A 17,321-nucleotide genomic window follows, 5' to 3' on the forward strand; every position below is an offset into this window, starting at 1 on the left:
CCCTCGAATCCGGCCGGCCGCGCCGCTTCATCTCGCCGGCGGGGCCGGGGCCGGGACCTGTGAGCTCAGCCAGCCCAGCGCGTCGGGATACATCCCGGTCCAGGTCTGGAAGTTGTGGCCGCCGGCCGGGCGGACCAGTGTCTTGACCCGGACGCCGGTCCCCGCGGCGGCCCTGGCGAAGGCCTCCAGCTGCCGTGGCGGGCTGTCCTTGTCCTGCGCCGACGTGGCGAGGAACAGCCCGACGTCGGCCTTCTTCGTGTGCGCGACCAGCCACATCGGGCTGTTGCGCTCACGCAGGCCGCGGTCGGCCAGCACCCCCGCGTCCCCGGTCAGCGCGTCCGGGTCCAGCGCCGCCCCGGCGCCGAACACCTTCGGGTACTGGAGGGGCAGTTTCGCCGCGCAGAACGCCCCGGTCGAAATGCCCATCACCGCCCACCCCTTGGGCTGGGGCAGCGTACGGAAGTGCCGCGCGACCAGCGCCGGCACGTCGTCCGCCAGCCAGGTGGCCACTTTGTGCCCCGGCACGTCACTGCAGTCGGTGTTCACCCCGCCGGGATAGACCTCCGGGATCACCAGGACGAAGGGGTGCGACGCGCCCAGCCGGACCAGGTCCTCCAGCGCCCCCGGCATGTCGCCCAGCTCGGTCCACGAACGCGGCGAGCCCGGATACCCGTGCAGCAGCGTCAGCACCGGGAAGCGGGTCTTCGCCGCGCCCGGGGCGTCGTACTCCGGGGGAGTCCAGACGATCACCTGCCCGGCCAGTTTGGAGTGCGAGCCCCGGAAATACGTGCTGCGGGTGCCGTCCGCCCCCAAGGTGAACACGGCCCGCCCCACCGGAGGCCCCGTCATCGTGGAGCCGTTCCCGCTCGGGGTGCCCAGCAGGTCGTCCCAGGAGGCGTAGAGCCCGAAGCTCCCGTTGATCCACGCCGCCACGACACAGATGGCGGTCAGCTGGCACAGGCCGATCATCAGCACCCGAGCGGTCCAGCGCAGCCAGCCGGGGCCGGGGAGCCGGTTCCACAGCAGCAGCGCCGCGAGCATGGCGAGCGCGGTGACCACGACGAGGGTCACCAGGAACGACGTACTGGTCAGCTCCACCGCCTCAATGTACGGCGCGCCCCGCCCGTGTCGGCGCCGGACCGCACCGTGTCGCCGGCCCGCACCCGTACCGTCACCGCGTGCCATCCCGTCGCCCCGTCCGGGACCGTCCCGCTGCGCTCGCCCGTCTGTGCGACGCCGGTCCGGTCCGTGGCCCGGACCTCCAGGGTGTGCCGTCCGGGCGCGGCCTGCCACGGCCACAGCCACTGGCGCCAGGTGTCGTCGCCGTCGGCGTCCGCCAGCCGGGCCTCCTGCCAGGGGCCGCCGTCGACCCGCACCTCGACCCGGGCGATGCCCCGGTGCTGGGCCCACGCCACGCCGGCCACCACCACCCGGCCCGCCGCCGGTTCCGCGAGCGGACGCGGCGTGTCGATCCGCGACTGCGTCTTGACCGGCGCCTGCTGGGCCCAGGACCGGCGCACCCAGTACGCGTCGTACGCGTCGAAGGTGGTCAGCCGCAGCTCGCGCAGCCATTTGCAGGCCGACACGTACCCGTACAGGCCCGGCACCACCATCCGAACCGGGAAACCGTGCGCGAAGGGCAGCGGCTCGCCGTTCATCCCGACCGCCAGCAGCGCCTCGCGGCCGTCCATCACGGCCTCGACCGGGGTGCCGATCGTCATCCCGTCGACCGACCGCGCCACCAGCTGGTCGGCCCGGCCGCCCCGCGACGGCGGCCGTACGCCCGCCTCCCGCAGCAGGTCGGCGAGCCGGACGCCGAGCCAGCGGGCGTTGCCCGCGTAGGGGCCGCCCACCTCGTTCGACACACAGGTGAGCGTGATGTCGTGCTCGACGAGGGGCCGCGCGAGCAGCTCCCGCAGGTCGAGGGTCAGCGGCCTGGTGACCCCGTCCCCGTGGATCCGCAGCCGCCAGTCGCCCGCGTCCACGCGCGGCACCACGAGGGCGGTGTCCACCCGGTAGAAGTCCCGGGCGGGAGTGAGGAAGGGCGACACGCCGGACACGGGCAGCTGGGCGCCGGCCGGCACCGGCCGGGCCGGCACCGCGGGAGGCGGCAGGACCAGGTCGGTCCGGGAGAGCGTCGCGCCCGCCGAGCCGTACGCGCCCAGGCGCCGCCCGGCGTACCAGGCGCCCGCCGAAACGGCCGCGGTGGCCAGGACCAGCCGCCCGAAGCCGCGCCGGTCCAGCGAACCCGGCCCGCCGGCCGGCGCGCCGGCCGGGCGCGGCCGGTACAAGGCCCTGACCAGCAGGTACAGCGCCCCGGCCGCGACCAGGCCGCCCAGTAGCGAGGGCAGGGCGTCCTTCCAGGTCGCCTCGGGACGGCTGAGCGCGGCCACGGCGCCGACCAGGCCGAAACCGGCGGCGACCGCCGTCCCGGCGTGCGGCCGGCGGACGGCCAGCATCCCGGCCCCCACGGCGACCAGGCCCAGCACCACGACGATGCCCAGGGTCAGGACCGGCTTGTCGGCGGTGCCCAGGCTCCGCACCGCCCACTCCTTGACGGCCGGTGGCGTGCGGTCCACCACCGCCCCGCCGACCGCGGTCACCGGGGAGGACTCGGGCCGTACGGCGGCGGCCGCCAGCTGCGCCGCCGCGAGCCCCGCGCAGGCGGCGAGCACCCCGCAGAGCGCGCCGAGTGCCGGCCCGGGCCGCGGACGTCCGGGTGCCGCCTTCCCACCGTCCATCAGGGTCACCGTCCGCCCGGGCTCGCACCGTCCCCCCTCCGACTGTACGAGCCCCCCGCCACGGCGGTATCCGCCTGCGGGTCCATCGGTGGACGGGCCCGTCAGTGGACCGGCGCCGGGGGCACCCACCGCCCGGTGCGGGGCGTCCTGATCCCGAAGTCGCTCCGCAGCTCCGTCGGGACGGCGTGGTGCATCACCCGGCCCCGGGTCAGCGCCGACAGTTCGAAGCCGGACAGCAGCGATCCGGCCTTGTCCAGGGCCCATTCCGCGAACGGGCTGCTGTCCTCGATGGTCTCCAGCAGCCCGATCACGACGGGAACCGCCCGCGCCGCCGTGTCCCAGGGGCTCTTCGGCACCTCCAGCCATCCGGCGATGGTGTCGCCGACGAGGTAGCGGATGGTGGCCGGGACCATCGGGTCGAAGAGGGTGCCGGGGACCACGTCCTCGTAGAGCCGCATCAGCTGGGCGTTCAGGACCACCCCCTCGGGGGAGGGCCCCAGCCCGCGCAGCAGGTACAGGTCCGGATAGGCGCGGGCCTCGCCCAGGGTCCGCGGCACGGCCGGCATGGCGCAGCCGAGCAGGGCGGCCACGACCCGCCATGCGTAGAAGTAGGCCTCCGCGCCCTCCTCGCTCATGTGCACGCCCAGCCGGTGCATGGCGTCCAGTACCAGCAGCGAGAACAGGCAGAAGCCGCCGATCATGTCCTCCTGGCAGATCGGCGGTCCGTCGCGTTCGACGTCCCAGTGGCCGCCTTCGCGCAGGTGGTGGCGGACCGCCGCGTGCAGCAGCCGTACCTTCTGCGCGGCGGGAGGAACCGGCTGCCCTCCGCGAAGGAGTCGGTGCGCATCAGGTACGTCACGAACTGGCCGGTGTTGGCCATCACGTGTCGGTTGCGGTCCGGGATCCCCCGGCTAGGGCGAGCGCTCCGTCGCGGCGCGGGCCAGCTCGCGGGTCGTCCAGGTTCGACTTGCCGGTGCCGGCCGGGTCACCGAAGGTACCGAGGACGTCGTCCCTGAGCTGGAAGGCCTCGCCGAGCGGCAGGCCGTACGCGGAGAAGGCCTCCGGCAGGTGCCCCGGGCCGCCGCCGAGCGTGACGCCCAGGTGCAGCGGCCGTTCCACCGTGTACTTGGCGGTCTTGTAGCGGCAGACCAGCAGGGACTGCGCCACCTGGGGCTCGTACGCGTCCACCGCCCGGGTGCGCAGCACCTCCAGGAACTCGCCGGCCATCGTCTCGCGCAGCAGCGTCGACCACAGCGGCACCGTCCGCGCGAGGTAGCCGCCCGGCAGTCCGCAGGAGGTGAAGACGTGCGCGGCGTACCCCATCAGCAGGTCGCCCAGCACGATCGCGAGGGCGTCGCCCGGTGCCCGGCCTCGGCGAACGCGGCGTGGGCGGTCGATGTCGTCGTGCGTACAGGCCGCGGCGTGGACGAGCTCCATCGCCGCCGCGGCCCATCACCCCGTCGCAGTCGGGCTGGCCCGCCGCCCGCCCCCCCAGTAGAGGAACGCCGCGCGTATCCGCTTGCCCTGCGCCAGCGACTGCCGCAACTGCGCGGTCAGCGGCGGCGCGAGTTCCTCGTGCAGGCCGAGGAGCGCCCGCTCCTCCTCGTCGGCGAGCCGGACCAGTACCCCGTCCACGCGCTCCTTGAAGGCGCCGTGGTCATGCACGAGGGTGGCCGGCCCTCTCGGCGGCCCGCCGGGCCATGGTCTCCAGGTAGTTCTCGGAGCCGGCGGCGGTCCGGCGCGTGGCCAGTTCCCCCCGCTTGCGCAGCTCCACCACCCCCTCGGTGATCAACTCGCGCAGATCGGAACGCTGGAGCGCCTCCTGCGCCCGGTCGCCGGTCTGGCGTAACCGGTCGATGGCCAGGTCGGCGGCCCCGGCGGCGAGCAGCGCCAGCAGCTCCAGCGTCGCGGAGGGCCGCTCCCGTTCGGTCTCGGACATGCCCCATGCACTCCTGACGGCGTAGGAAGGGGCGGCCGCCGGGAGTACCCCGACGGCCGCCCCTGTCGGGTCCGGGTCAGTGAACCGACGACCCGGACCGCGCGTCGCTGCGCTGCGCGCGCTCTCCCTCGCACGAGTGCCGAATTTCCCACGGGAGGGTGACGTTCACCCCCCCGGTCCCGGCGGCCGCCGGCTCCGCCGCGGTTCAGGTACCGGCCTTAGGCAGCGCCGCCGCCACCGCGGCGGCCAGCGCGTGCGGGTCGCCGTTCGGGGCCGACGGGTGGCGGGTCGTGCGCCGGGCCCACGCCTCCTCGAAGGCGTGCCAGTCGATCTCCTTCGGGGCGGCGCGTTTGACCAGCGCCTCCTCCAGCGAGGCGAAGTAGCGGTCCCAGCGGGCGGCGTACAACTCGGAGACCAGGCCGCTCCACTCGCGGTTCGCGTAGTCGTGCAGGAAGCCGCCCTCGCTGGTGCTCCGCTGCCCCCACACGCTGAGGATGGAGCGCGCGTCGTACTCGTAGCGGTCCTGCTCGGCCCGGTCGGCGCCCCGGGCGCGGGCGGCGGCCAGCCAGCGGCCCAGCAGGAAGTGGGGGTCGGAGCCGGTGACCGCGTCGAGCTTGCGCTCCTCGTCGCGCCATTGGGCGGTCAGCTGCCGCAGCCGGGTCAGGTCCTTGGCCTCGTAGGCGGCCCGGATCTTCGGCAGCAGCACCCGCGAGTGGTTGGCCAGCGCCTGGCGGGCGGTGTCCACCAGGTCGAAGCGGTAGGCGCTGGAGGACCTGAGCGCCGGGGGCACCGCCAGCAGGTGGTCCAGCGCCCGGCGTACCGAATCAGCCGGGTAGCGCATGGACTTGGGGCTCCAGTGCGCGGCGCCGGTGGCCGTCAGGCTCGGCCGGGCGGTGAAGAGGCTGTCCTGCGACTCCGACCACAAGCCGGAGGAGGTGCTGTACGGGCCCTTGCGCAGCTCCTCCCAGGCCGCCGCGGCATGGCTGTCGGGACGCCCGTAGCGGCGGGCCGCGAAGTCGGCGAACCACTTGCGCTGGTCGACCGGCCCCGGCTCCCAGGCCAGGTCGGTGAAGAGGTCGAAGGCCGCCGGGTTGGTGCCGGTGGCCTCCGGCAGGTACGCGGTGCCCCGCAGGGCGCTGTCCGGCTTGTCGCGCCAGGTGCCGAACCGGTCGGTCCACACCGAGGTGTTGGCGCCGATCGTGGTGTGCCCGCCGAAGTTGTAGATGGTGCCCATCGCGTACGGGGCGCCGCCCCAACGGGCCTCCCGGTCCAGCCGGTTGTACCGGTCGGACAGGCCGTCCAGGATCAGCAGCTTCGAGGTGTCCACCCCGGCCAGCAGTTCCTTCGTCGGGTCGTCCTGCCAGCCGAGCACCGCCCACAGCGCGCCCGGGTGCGCCGCCCACAGCGCGCGCTGGATGGCGCCCGCGGCGGCGCGGACGTCCACCGAGCCCGTCCGGCCGCCCTCGTGCAGGGGGCTCATCCGGTACATCGTGCTGTCCCCGAAGACCTCCCGCTGTTCGCCGTAGTACGCGGCGGCCAGCTCCGCGAACGCCGGGGAGGCCGGGTCGAGCCAGTCAGGCCGGTCGAAGCCGGCCCAGTCGCCCTGCGCCACGGTGGACGCGCCCTGGTGGCGCGCGGCGAAGCCCGGCGGGACGGTGCCGAAGTAGCCGGGCAGGACCGGTGTCATGCCGAGGCCGCGCAGCTGGTCCGCGATCCGGGCGCCCACGTCGGCGCGCTCGCGCATCAGCCGCTCCGTGACCGGGCCGCCGAAGCCGCTGAGGTTCTGCAGCAGCCACCAGCTCTGGTGGCCGGGGGCCGGGATCCACTTCCGCAGCTCCGCAGCCGAGTAGCCGAACCGCTGGAGCGCCCGGTAGTACGGGTACTCGGCGCCGGTCTGCACGAACACCTCGTTGACGCCGTGCAGCGCGAGCAGGTCGATCTGCCGCTGGTGTTCCTCGAAGGACCGGTACGGGCCCGAGTAGCCGTCGTCGGTGTCGTTCAGCGCGTACCGGTGGGGCACGCGGGCGGTACGGGTGACGGGGCTCGGCACGCCCGGCAGGGTGGCGGGCAGCATGCCGATGCTGTCGCCGGGCCAGCCGATGTCGGCGCCGGCGATGTGCTGGAGGTACCAGCCGACGCCGGTGAGCAGCGTCGCCCCGGTGGAGCCGCGCACCGTGATCGCGCCCGGGCTGCCGGAGACGGTGAAGGTGTCGTCCCCGGCGGAGGCGTCGGGCACCAGGTCGAACTGCCCGGCGTGGCGCGGCAGCAGCCGCCGCAGGGCGTCCCGCGCCGGGCCGGTGTCGAAGGTGCGGGGCCGGGGCGCGGGGCGCGGCTGCGCACGTACACCGGCCGGGGCACCGGCCCGGGCATCGGCTCGGGTGGGCGAGGCGGCAGCGGGGGCCGCCGCCCCGGGGACGGTACCGAGGATCAGGGTCAGCAGCGCGGTGGGAAGCGTCGCGAGCGCGACGGATCGGCGCGTGCGGGGGCGCGGAACGCGTGGCATCGGGTGTGCGTCGTCCTCTGTGTCGGGTCCTGTGACGGGTCGGGAAGGGCGGTAGGGCGCGCCGTCAGACCGGCAGGGCCCAGGTCTGGTCGACCCGGTGGTCACCACAGGCGGCGAGCCGGAGCCGGCCGGCGGGGGCGTCCGGGGCGGCCGTCGCGGCGGGGGCGGTCAGGCACAGCCCGCTCACGGTCTCCGTCAGGGTGCCGCTGCGGTCGTGCTCCCAGCTCTGTCCCGGCTGCCCGGGCGCGCACCGGGCCAGCTCCACCACGCCCACGTCCCCCGCCGACAGGCAGCCGCCGGCCAGCTTCAGCGTCGCGCCGTCCCCGAGGCTCCACCGCTGGTCGGGGGCGCCGGTGCAGGCGGCCATCACCACGGCGCCGGGCCCCGTGGTGTTGGCTCCGTCGGCGCACCGGGCGCCCGCTCCGGCGATCTGCCCGGTCGGCACCGCCCCCGCGCAGCCGCGCGGGGTGAGCCGCCAGACGCCGGTGTCGTGAGCGGCCACCCTCCCGGTCAGCGTGGCGCCGGTGCGCTCGCTCTTGCCGCTCCACAGGTCCTTGGCGTCGGCGGTGCAGCCGGGCAGGCCGACTTCGCCGAGCGGCACGGCGATGTCGCGGGCCCGCCCCGAGCGGTTGAGGACGGCCACCGCGCGGTCGCCGTTCGCGAGGGGCCGGGCCAGGACGTCGAAGGTGGCGTTGGAGGAGACGACGGCGCCCTGACGGCCCATCGGGTCCTGGTCGAGCGCGATCAGATCGGTGTTGCCGAGGGCGGCGAGCCCGGCCGGGGTCAGCTCGGACACCTGCGAGGAGAGGATGAAGGGGGCCGCCATCATGGCCCACAGGCCGACCTGGCTGCGGCTCTCCGCCCCGCTCAGCCCGGGCGCGCCCGCGATCAGGAAGTCCGGGTCGTTCCAGTTGCCCGGGCCGGCGTACCGGCCGAGCCAGCGGTTGTAGCCGTAATTGCCGAGGACCGACCCCCAGCGGGAGGTGTTCGGCGCCTTCGGGTCGTAGACCTTGATGTCCTTGCCCTCGCGCCACAGCTGGCCGGTCTCGCCGACCCAGTGGAGCACCTTGTGCCACTCGGGTCCGCCCCATTCGCCCTGCTGGAAGTAGGCCGGCGCGGAGGCGGACAGCACCATGTCGCGTCCGCTGTCGCGCAGGGCCCGGGCGACGGCGTGGTAGGCGTCGCGGTAGGCCCGTTCCTTGGTGGTGCCGGGCGGCACGTACAGGTTGCAGCCGTCCATCTTGACGTAGTCCACGTTCCAGGACGCGAACAGCCGGGCGTCGCGGGCGTAGTGGTCCGGGCCGCCGCCCGCGGGCGCGCCGCTGCCGGGGTAGCGCTCGCAGGTCAGGGAACCGGCGTCCTGGTAGATGCCGAACTTCAGCCCCTTGGCGTGCAGGTGGTTCCCGAGCCACGCCATGCCGTGCGGGAACTTCCGGGTGTCGGTGACCAGATCGCCGTCCGCGTCCCGGGACTTCGCCATCCAGCAGTCGTCGACCGTCACCGTGTCGTAGCCCTTGGCGGCGAGCCCGGTGGCCACGAGGGCGTCGGCGTTCGCGACCACCTTCGCCTCGTCGATGTCGCACATGTAGTGCGCCCAGTTGTTCCAGCCCATCGGCGGGGTCAGCGCGAGCGGGGCGTCGGAGGTGGCGGTGGGCTCGGCCGCCGCCGGGGCGGCGCCGAGGGCGAGGGCCAGCAGGGCGGCCGCGGTCAGACAGGGGAGCGACGCACGCGGGCGAGGCGGCACGGGATCTCCTTGAGTGGGGGAGGTACCGACGGGCTGTCGAGCGCTCAGTGCAGCGGTGCGATCACCCACTGTCAACAGCCTTCGGGGCTTTCATCCCGATGACCAGCAATATGGGCGCAGTCCGTGTCACACGATCGAGGCGGCCGCCGCATTGAGACGTCGTATGTGACGTCGTCTGTTACGGTGTATCCATGCCCCGCAGATCAGCCGCCCTCGACCGCGCCACCCCGGCGGCGATCGCCGAAGCCGCCCTGGCGATCCTGGACGAGGAAGGGCCCGGCGCCCTGAGCTTCCGCGCCCTCGCCGACCGGCTCGGCGTCTCCCACGCCACCGTCCAGCGGCGCTGCGTCGACCTCGCCGGGCTGCTGGACCTCTGCACCGAGCACCTGGCCGCCCGGCTGCCCGACATCCCCGCCACGGCCGACTGGGCCGAGGCCGCCGAGCTGCGCTTCTCGGCCCTCTACCGGCTGCTCGTCGCCCACCCCGGGCTGCTGGTGCTGCGCGGGGGGCGGCCCTGGCTGGGCCGCCAACTGCTCGCGCGGCTCGTCGAACCCGCCATCGCCGACAGCGTCGCCGCCGGGATGAGCGCCGCCGAGGCGATGACCGTCTACCGCCGGATGTACCTGCTCACCCTGGGCAGCGCCGCCTTCGTCGACCACCGTGACCCGGCGGGGGCCACCGCGGCCTCGCGTGCCGCCCTGGCCGCCCTGGACCCCGCCGAGTTCCCGGTGCTCTCCGCCGGGATCAGCGAGGTGCTGCCCGCCCTGACCGACCACGAGGTGTACTACGGGGCCCTGCGCCAGCTCATCGCGGCCTCCCGTCCGGTCGCTTCCCGATCCCGCCCCGCCGCCCGCTGAAAGGGACCGACGTCCATGGAACAGCAGCTCGACTACGCCGCCGTACGCGCCGCCGCCGGCCGGATAGCCGGGGTGATCCGGCCCGCCGCCGTGGTGCCCGCCGCCGACGGCGTCTGGTACGCCCTGGAACACCTCCAGCACACCGGCTCCTTCAAGGCCCGCGGCGCCCACAACTTCCTCGCCGCCCACCGCGCCGCCGGCCCCCTCCCGCCCGCCGGCGTCACCATCGCCTCCGGCGGCAACGCCGGTCTGGCCTGCGCCTGGGCGGCGCGCGCCCAGTCCGTGCCCGCCACCGTGTTCCTGCCCGTCAGCGCGCCCCGGGTGAAGGTGGAACGGCTGCGCGGCTACGGGGCCGACGTACGCCTCGTCGGCGACCGGTACGCCGAAGCCCTGGCCGCCTGCCGGGAGTTCGCGGCCGCCGGCGGCGCCCTCAGCAGCCACGCCTACGACCATCCGCTGATCGCGGCGGGCGCGGGAACCCTGCTCGACGAGATCCGGGCCGCGCTGCCCGGCCTGGACACGGTCGTCGTGGCGGTCGGCGGGGGCGGGCTCTTCGCGGGCGTCGCCACCGCCGCCCGCGAACACGGCGTACGGGTCGTCGCCGCCGAACCGGAGCACTGCCGGGCGCTCAACGCGGCCCTGGAGGCGGGCCGGCCGGTGGACGTGCCGGTGGACTCGGTCGCCGCCGACTCGCTCGGGGCGACCCGGGTCTCCGCCGACGCGCTGGCCGCCGCCCGGCACGAGGGCGTCGACTCGGTGCTGGTGCCGGACGCGGCGATCACGGCCGCCCGGCGCGGACTCTGGGAGGACCACCGGCTCGTGGTCGAGGCGGGCGCCGCCACCGCCCTGGCGGCACTCGGCCGGATTCCACGGGCGGCGGGCGAGCGGGTCGCCGTCATCCTCTGCGGCGCCAACACGGACCCCGGCGACCTTTCCCCGGGCATCGGGTAAAGCGCATTAGCCCGCCTCCGGGCCCCGTTCGGGAAACGTACACAAGAAGCCAACCTCTGCCGGAAAGGCGCCCGTTACGGAATTGATATGACGGGCGGGCGATGGTCGGCTAATGCGCATTAGTCCAGGTGGTCACGGTGTTGACGAAAGGATGTGCGCCTGCCCGGGGTTCCCGTGCGGACGGGGCGCCCGCAACGGTCCGGCCAGTGGGTCTCCGGCCACGTTGACGGGCCCCCGGATCCGGGCGAGCGTGGTCACCGCTCTCCGGCAGCGCTGCCGGAAATCCCCCCTGGAGGCCGCGACGATGCCCCGTTCCCCCATGACGCGCACGGTCCTCGCCGCCCTCGCCGCGGGCACCTTGTTGCCGGCCGCCGCGTGCGGGCTCGGCGGCGGCCCGGGAGAAGCGCGGGAAGCGGCGAGGACCGGCAAGGTGGCCGGCGAGATCACCTTCCGCACCCTCCAGCTGAAACCGGTGTTCACCACGTACGTCCAAGGGGTCATCGACGCCTTCCAGCGGAAATACCCCGACGTGAAGGTGAAGTGGGAGGACGTGCCGGGCGAGGGCTACAACGAAAAGCTCGTCGCCGACGCCCAGGCCGGCGCCCTGCCCGACGTCGTCAACCTCTCCACCGACTCCTTCCAGCTCCTCGGCGACCGCGGCATGCTGGCGGACGTCGCACGGCTCGACCCGGAAGTGGCCGGGGAGTACGTCCCCGGAGCCTGGGAGCAGTTCAAACTGCCCGGCAAGGGCGACAGCGTCTTCGCCTACCCCTGGTACGTGACCCCGGAGATCCTCACGTACAACACGGACCTCTTCCGCAAGGCCGGACTGGACCCGGACAGACCGCCGGTGGGCGTGGAGCAGTTCTTCGACTACGCCGAGCGGATCGCCGACAGGTCCGGCGGCCAGTACGCCGCCTTCATGGCCGACCCCAAGGGACGGCTCCCCGGGGACTGGCAGAAGATGGGCGTCCCGATCCTGAACGGCGCGAAGGACGGGTTCGCCTTCGACACCCCCAAGGCCGTCGAGTGGGTCGAGCGGATGAAGTCCCTCTACGCCAAGGGCGCCATGCCCAGGGAATCCCTCCTCAAGTCCGACGACATCAACCAGCTCTACGGCGCGGGCAGACTCGTCTTCGGCCCCGGCTCGCCCGGCTTCGTCAAGGACATCAAGCAGAACGCCCCCCAGGTCTACGCCACCACCCGGGTCGCGGGCGCCGTCACCGGACGGTTCGGCCACATCGGCGTCTACGCCCAGTCGCTCGGCATCCGCAAGGACACCGCGCATCCGGACGCCGCGGCGGAATTCGCCAAATGGGTCACCAACGGCCCCAACCAGGTCGCGTTCGCCAAGAAGGCGACCATCTACCCGTCCAACGCCAAGGGCCTGACGGACCCCTACTTCTCCGACCGGGGCGACGGCAAGGACGCCGAGACGCTGGCCCGGGCGGTGGGCGCCGAGGAGCTGAAGACCGCCGAACTCGACGCCAACACCCCCGTGCAGTGGACCAACCAGGTCGGTGACGCGGTCGTCCGCGAGGTGCAGAAGGCCGTCAAGGGCGAGCAGGACGCCGCGACGGCGGTGCGGAAGGCGCAGGAGGAGGCGAACAGGCTGCTCGCCGACGCGGCGGCGAAATGAGGGCGGCGGCGCCCGGCGCGGCCGGGTCCGCGGCTGCCGGGGCGGCTCGCCGGCAGGCGCGGTGGGCCCCGTACCTCTTCCTCGCCCCCGGACTGCTGCTGGTGCTCCTCTTCAGCATCTGGCCGTTCCTGAACACGGTGATCCTCTCCTTCACCGATGCCCGGATCCTGCGCGGTGGCCGTTTCACCGGTTTCGCCAACTACCGGCGCGCCTTCCTCGACCCCGACTTCTGGCTCGCGACCGGCAACAGCGTGCTCTACCTGCTGGTCGTCGTGCCCTGCCTGGTCCTGCTCCCGCTGGCCCTCGCGGTCCTCGTGCGCACGAAGATCCCCGGCATCGGTTTCTTCCGGTCGGCCTTCTACACCCCGGTGATCGCCTCCGCGGTGGTCGTCGGCCTGATGTGGCAGTGGGTACTGCGCAGCGACGGCCTGGTCAACATGGTCCTCCGCGGCCTCCACCTCGTCTCCGAGCCCGTCCCGTTCCTGACCGACAGCACCATGCTGCTGGTCTCCGCGATGACCGTGACCGTGTGGAAGGGCCTGGGCTACTACATGGTCTTCTACCTGGCGGCCCTCGGGAACGTCTCCGTCTCCCTCTACGAGGCGGCCGCCCTCGACGGAGCGGGCGCCGTCCGACGCTTCTTCAGCGTCACCGTCCCCCAGGTGAAACCGATGATGCTCCTCGTGGGCACCCTCTCGGCGATCTCCGCGCTGCGCGTGTTCACCGAGATCTACATCCTGGGCGGCGAGAGCGGCGGCCCCGGCGGAGGAGCCCGTACCCTGCCCTTCCTGATCCGCCAGGTCGGCCTCGGCTTCTCCGGCGAGACCGGCTACGCCTGCGCCGTCTCCCTCCTGCTGTTCCTCCTGACGCTGGTGTTCAGCCTGCTGGGCCGCCGACTCTCGAAGGGGGACGAGAGTTGAGCGCGCGGGCCGCGGCCCGCGGCGAACGGAGCCGGCGCGCGGGGCGCGGCCGCCGGCTGACCGGACTGGCCGGCCGCTACGCCACCTTGGGCCTGCTGCTCGTCGTCGTGCTCGGACCGATCGTCTGGCAGTTCCTGACGTCGTTGCGCGGCCGTACGGAGAACGTGTACGACGGCGTCCTGCCGTCCCGGCCCACCCTCGACAACTACGTCCGGGTCGCCGAATCGTTCCCGCTCCTCCAGTACACCGGCAATACGCTGGTGGTGGCGGCCCTCGCCGTCACCTCGAACGCGGTCTTCGCCTCGATGGGCGGCTACGCGCTCTCCCGCACCGGCTGGAAGGGCCGCAAGAGCGTCTTCACCGTGCTGGTGGCGACCCTGATGTTCCCCTTCGAGTCCGTCATGATCTCGATGTTCCTCACCGTGCGCGGAATGGGGCTGGTGGACACGCTCATCGGGGTCTGGCTGCCCGGCGCCGTCTCCGTCCTCAACATCATGGTCATGCGGGCGGCCTTCCTCGCCGTCCCCCGGGAGATCGAGGAGGCCGCACTGCTGGACGGCGCCGGCGAGTGGACCCGTTTCTCCCGGGTGTTCCTGCCGTCCGCCAAGGGCGCCCTGGCCGTCGTCTGCCTCACCAGTTTCATCGGCGCCTGGGACGACTTCCTGTGGCCCCTGCTGGTCCTGACCGACAGCGAGCACTACACCCTGCAACTCGGCCTGAAGACCCTGGCCGGCGCCACCACCGTCAACGACCAGCGGATCATCGCCGCCGGCGCGATGGCCGCGCTGATCCCGATGATGCTCCTCTTCTTCGCCCTCCAGCGTTACTTCTTCAAGGGCGTGGGCGAGGGAGCCGTCAAACTCTGAGCCCCGCCCCGCCACCCGCCCTTCCCCTCCTGGAGCAGCCGTCATGCACGACGACCGCAGCGTTGCCGAACTCCGCCTCCGCCGGGTCCTCAAGGAGCGCATCACACCCGCCGTCCACTCCCGCTCCCTGCCGCTGACCGTCGAGCGCTGGGACGCTCCGGGCGAGCCCGTCCCGGTGGGAGAGGGACTGGCGGCCCGCTACCGGCCCTGCGCGACCGGAGACCCGTGGGGCCCCGCCTGGGGCACCACCTGGTTCAAGGTCACCGGCACCGTCCCGGACGACTGGGCGGGCCGCAGCGTCGAAGCCGTCCTCGACCTCGGGTTCGACCGGATGATGCCGGGCTTCCAGTGCGAGGGCCTGGTCCACGGCGCGGACGGCTCCGAGATCAAGGCCCTCAACCCGTACAACGACTGGGTGCGCGTCGCCGACCGCGCCGAGGGCGGCGAGCGGATCGAGTGGTACGTCGAAGCCGCCGCCAACCCCGTGCTCGTCGAGCACCGGCCCACCTGCGAGGGGGACCGGCAGACGAGCGGGGACCAGCCCCTCTACCGGCTCGCCCGGATGGACCTCACCGTCTTCGAGACCGAGGTGTGGGAACTCGTACAGGACCTCGACGTCCTGCACGGCCTCATGACGCAGCTCGACGGGGACGACGCCCGGCGGTACGCGGTCCTGCGCGCCGTCGACGCCTCGCTGGACGCCCTGGACCTCGATGACGTCCCCGGCACGGCGGCCGCCGCCCGGGCCCGGCTCGCCGGGGTGCTCGCCACCCCCGCCAACGCCTCCGCGCACCGGATCAGCGCGGTCGGCCACGCCCACATCGACTCCGCGTGGCTGTGGCCGCTGCGCGAGACGGTCCGCAAGGTGGCGCGGACGGCGTCGAACGTGGTGAACCTGATGGACGAGCACCCCGAATTCGTCTTCGCCATGTCCCAGGCGCAGCAGCTCGACTGGATCAAGACGCACCGGCCCGAGCTCTTCGAGCGGATCAAGAAGAAGGTCGCCGACGGGCAGTTCGTGCCGGTCGGTGGCATGTGGGTGGAGTCCGACACCAACATGGTGGGCGGCGAGGCCATGGTCCGCCAGTTCCTCTACGGCAAGAAGTTCTTCCGGGACGAGTTCGGGATCGAGACCCGCAACGTCTGGCTGCCCGACTCCTTCGGCTACACCGCAGCCCTGCCGCAGATCGTCAAACTCACCGGCTCCACCTGGTTCCTGACCCAGAAGATCTCCTGGTCCCAGGTCAACGCGTTCCCCCACCACACCTTCTGGTGGGAGGGCATCGACGGCACCCGCGTCTTCACGCACTTCCCGCCCGTCGACACCTACAACAGCGACCTGGGCGGCGCGCAACTGGCCCACGCCGCCCGCAACTACCGGGAGAAGGGCCGCGGTTCGCGCTCCCTGGTGCCCTTCGGCTGGGGGGACGGGGGCGGCGGCCCCACCCGCGAGCACCTGGCGAGGGCCAGGCGCCTGCGCGACCTGGAAGGCTCGCCGCGCGTGGAGATCGAGCGGCCCGACGCCTTCTTCGAGAAGGCGCACGCCGAGTACCGGGACGCCCCCGTCTGGGCCGGAGAGCTGTACCTGGAGCTGCACCGGGGCACCTACACCTCGCAGGCCAAGACCAAGCAGGGCAACCGGCGCGCCGAGTCACTGCTGCGCGAGGCGGAGTTGTGGGCGGCGACCGCCGCGGTCCGGGTCGCGGGGTACGCGTATCCGTACGAGGACCTGGAGCGGATCTGGAAGACGGTGCTGCTCCACCAGTTCCACGACATCCTGCCCGGCTCCTCCATCGCCTGGGTGCACCGCGAGGCGCGCGAGACGTACCGCCGGGTACGGGAGGAGCTGGGCGGGATCACCCTGGCCGCGCAGCTCGCACTGGCCGGGAAGGGAACCCGGGAACTGGTCTTCAACTGCGCCCCGCACCACCGGCGCGGTGTCCCGGCCGGGGGAGCCGGGGTGCCGGAGCCGGCCGCCGGGCCGGTCACCCTCGGCGAGCGGCCGGCCGGCGGGTACATCCTCGCCAACGGCCGGCTGCGGGTGGAGGTCGACGGCCGCGGGCTGATCGTGTCGGCCTACGACCTGGAGGCCGGCCGGGAGTCCGTCGCGCCGGGGGGCGCCGCGAACCTCCTGCAGATCCACCCCGACTTCCCGAACATGTGGGACGCCTGGGACCTCGACGCCTCCTACCGTCACAGGGTCACCGACCTGGTGGATCTGGACGCACTGGAAACGACCGCGGCCGGGCCGGAATCGGCGGAGGTCCGGGCCGTCCGCTCCTTCGGCTCGTCCAGGGCGGTGCAGACGGTCGCGCTGCGGGCGGGTGCCAAGACGGTCGACATCCGTACCGAAGTGGACTGGTACGAGACGGAGAAGATCCTCAAGGCCGCGTTCCCGCTCGACGTGAAGGCCGACCGCTCCGCCGCCGAGATCCAGTTCGGACACGTGTACCGGGCCACCCACACCAACACCTCCTGGGAGGCCGCCAAGTTCGAGATCTGTGCCCACCGGTGGATCCACGCCGGGGAACCCGGCTGGGGCGCCGCCGTCCTCAACGACTCCACGTACGGCCACGACGTGACCCGGGACGTACGCCCCGACGGCGGCCAGACCACCACCGTCCGGCTCTCGCTCCTGCGCGCCCCGCGCTACCCCGACCCGGAGACCGACCAGGGCACCCACACGGTGGGCTTCTCGCTGGCGCCCGGCGCGACGATCGGCGACGCCGTGCGCGAGGGGCACGCCCTGAACCTGCCGGAGCGGGTGGTGTCCGGGGCGGGCCCGGTGGCGCCGCTGGTGGCGGTGGACAACGACGCGGTGGTGGTGGCGGCGGTCAAGCTGGCCGAGGACCGCAGCGGGGACGTCGTCGTCCGGCTGTACGAGTCCCTGGGCGGCCGGGCCACGGCCACCCTGACGGCGGACTTCGGCCCCGTGGTGGCCACCGAGTGCGACCTGCTGGAGCGGCCGCTGCCGCCCGCCGCCCTCGGCGCGCCCACCCCCGCCGGGGCCCTCCCGCTGACCCTGCGCCCGTTCCAGATCGTCACGGTCCGCCTCCGCCGCGGCTGACCGGTCCGTGCGCCGAACCGCGGTCGAACGGGCGCCCGCGGGGGCGTGAACTGCGCCACAAGGGGGGCCGTCCTTCCCGGGAATTCCCGGGAGG

13 protein-coding genes and 1 pseudogene are annotated in these 17,321 nt (G+C 73.6%); 6 read left to right on the forward strand and 8 right to left on the reverse strand.

What is annotated here, in order from left to right; translation table 11 throughout:
* Nucleotides 1-27: 27 nt before the first annotated feature.
* The 8 genes and pseudogenes from ACWGH1_RS09185 to ACWGH1_RS09220 form a co-directional block, all read right to left on the reverse strand.
* Nucleotides 28-1,098 carry an alpha/beta hydrolase gene (locus tag ACWGH1_RS09185; protein ID WP_453352884.1) on the reverse strand — a complete coding sequence of 357 codons (1,071 nt, stop codon included), beginning with the start codon at nt 1,096-1,098 and terminating at the stop codon, nt 28-30.
* The gene (locus tag ACWGH1_RS09190; protein ID WP_453408565.1) at nt 1,089-2,741 is read right to left on the reverse strand and encodes a molybdopterin-dependent oxidoreductase; all 1,653 of its coding nucleotides are present in this window, start codon (nt 2,739-2,741) and stop codon (nt 1,089-1,091) included. Before ACWGH1_RS09190 ends, ACWGH1_RS09185 begins: the two co-directional genes overlap by 10 nt.
* Nucleotides 2,742-2,842: 101 nt before the next feature.
* Nucleotides 2,843-3,621: pseudogene (locus ACWGH1_RS09195) on the reverse strand (oxygenase MpaB family protein); the annotation flags it as partial.
* Nucleotides 3,621-4,178 carry a polyprenyl synthetase family protein gene (locus tag ACWGH1_RS09200; protein ID WP_453357338.1) on the reverse strand — a complete coding sequence of 186 codons (558 nt, stop codon included), beginning with the start codon at nt 4,176-4,178 and terminating at the stop codon, nt 3,621-3,623. The gene ACWGH1_RS09200 and the pseudogene ACWGH1_RS09195, both read right to left, overlap by 1 nt.
* Nucleotides 4,179-4,193: 15 nt before the next feature.
* The gene (locus tag ACWGH1_RS09205; RefSeq protein ID WP_453357337.1) at nt 4,194-4,406 is read right to left on the reverse strand and encodes a hypothetical protein; all 213 of its coding nucleotides are present in this window, start codon (nt 4,404-4,406) and stop codon (nt 4,194-4,196) included.
* Entirely contained in the window at nt 4,399-4,680 is a 282-nt protein-coding gene (locus ACWGH1_RS09210; RefSeq protein ID WP_453357336.1) for a hypothetical protein, read from the reverse strand. Before ACWGH1_RS09210 ends, ACWGH1_RS09205 begins: the two co-directional genes overlap by 8 nt.
* Before the next feature lie 205 nt (nt 4,681-4,885).
* Entirely contained in the window at nt 4,886-7,183 is a 2,298-nt protein-coding gene (locus ACWGH1_RS09215) for an alpha-N-acetylglucosaminidase (protein WP_453354921.1), read from the reverse strand.
* A gap of 64 nt (nt 7,184-7,247) precedes the next feature.
* Nucleotides 7,248-8,927 (reverse strand): ricin-type beta-trefoil lectin domain protein, encoded by a 1,680-nt coding sequence (locus ACWGH1_RS09220; protein WP_453354922.1) that lies wholly within the window; start codon nt 8,925-8,927, stop codon nt 7,248-7,250.
* A 191-nt stretch (nt 8,928-9,118) separates the two neighbouring features.
* On the opposite strand from ACWGH1_RS09220, the gene ACWGH1_RS09225 reads away from it, so the two are divergent.
* The 6 genes from ACWGH1_RS09225 (at nt 9,119) to ACWGH1_RS09250 (ending at nt 17,227) form a co-directional block, all read left to right on the forward strand.
* The gene (locus ACWGH1_RS09225) at nt 9,119-9,784 is read left to right on the forward strand and encodes a TetR/AcrR family transcriptional regulator C-terminal domain-containing protein (protein ID WP_453354923.1); all 666 of its coding nucleotides are present in this window, start codon (nt 9,119-9,121) and stop codon (nt 9,782-9,784) included.
* A 15-nt stretch (nt 9,785-9,799) separates the two neighbouring features.
* Entirely contained in the window at nt 9,800-10,735 is a 936-nt protein-coding gene (locus tag ACWGH1_RS09230; protein WP_453354924.1) for a serine/threonine dehydratase, read from the forward strand.
* A gap of 319 nt (nt 10,736-11,054) precedes the next feature.
* On the forward strand, nt 11,055-12,374 hold the full coding sequence (locus ACWGH1_RS09235) for an ABC transporter substrate-binding protein (RefSeq protein ID WP_453408566.1): 1,320 nt from the start codon (nt 11,055-11,057) through the stop codon (nt 12,372-12,374).
* Nucleotides 12,371-13,294, forward strand: coding sequence for a carbohydrate ABC transporter permease (locus ACWGH1_RS09240; RefSeq protein WP_453355985.1), 924 nt, complete (start codon nt 12,371-12,373; stop codon nt 13,292-13,294). Before ACWGH1_RS09235 ends, ACWGH1_RS09240 begins: the two co-directional genes overlap by 4 nt.
* The gene (locus tag ACWGH1_RS09245) at nt 13,291-14,160 is read left to right on the forward strand and encodes a carbohydrate ABC transporter permease (RefSeq protein ID WP_453355986.1); all 870 of its coding nucleotides are present in this window, start codon (nt 13,291-13,293) and stop codon (nt 14,158-14,160) included. Before ACWGH1_RS09240 ends, ACWGH1_RS09245 begins: the two co-directional genes overlap by 4 nt.
* Before the next feature lie 43 nt (nt 14,161-14,203).
* On the forward strand, nt 14,204-17,227 hold the full coding sequence (locus ACWGH1_RS09250; protein WP_453408567.1) for an alpha-mannosidase: 3,024 nt from the start codon (nt 14,204-14,206) through the stop codon (nt 17,225-17,227).
* The last annotated feature ends 94 nt before the right edge of the window (nt 17,228-17,321 follow it).

The sequence above is a fragment of the Streptomyces sp. NPDC054883 genome, assembly GCF_053610645.1.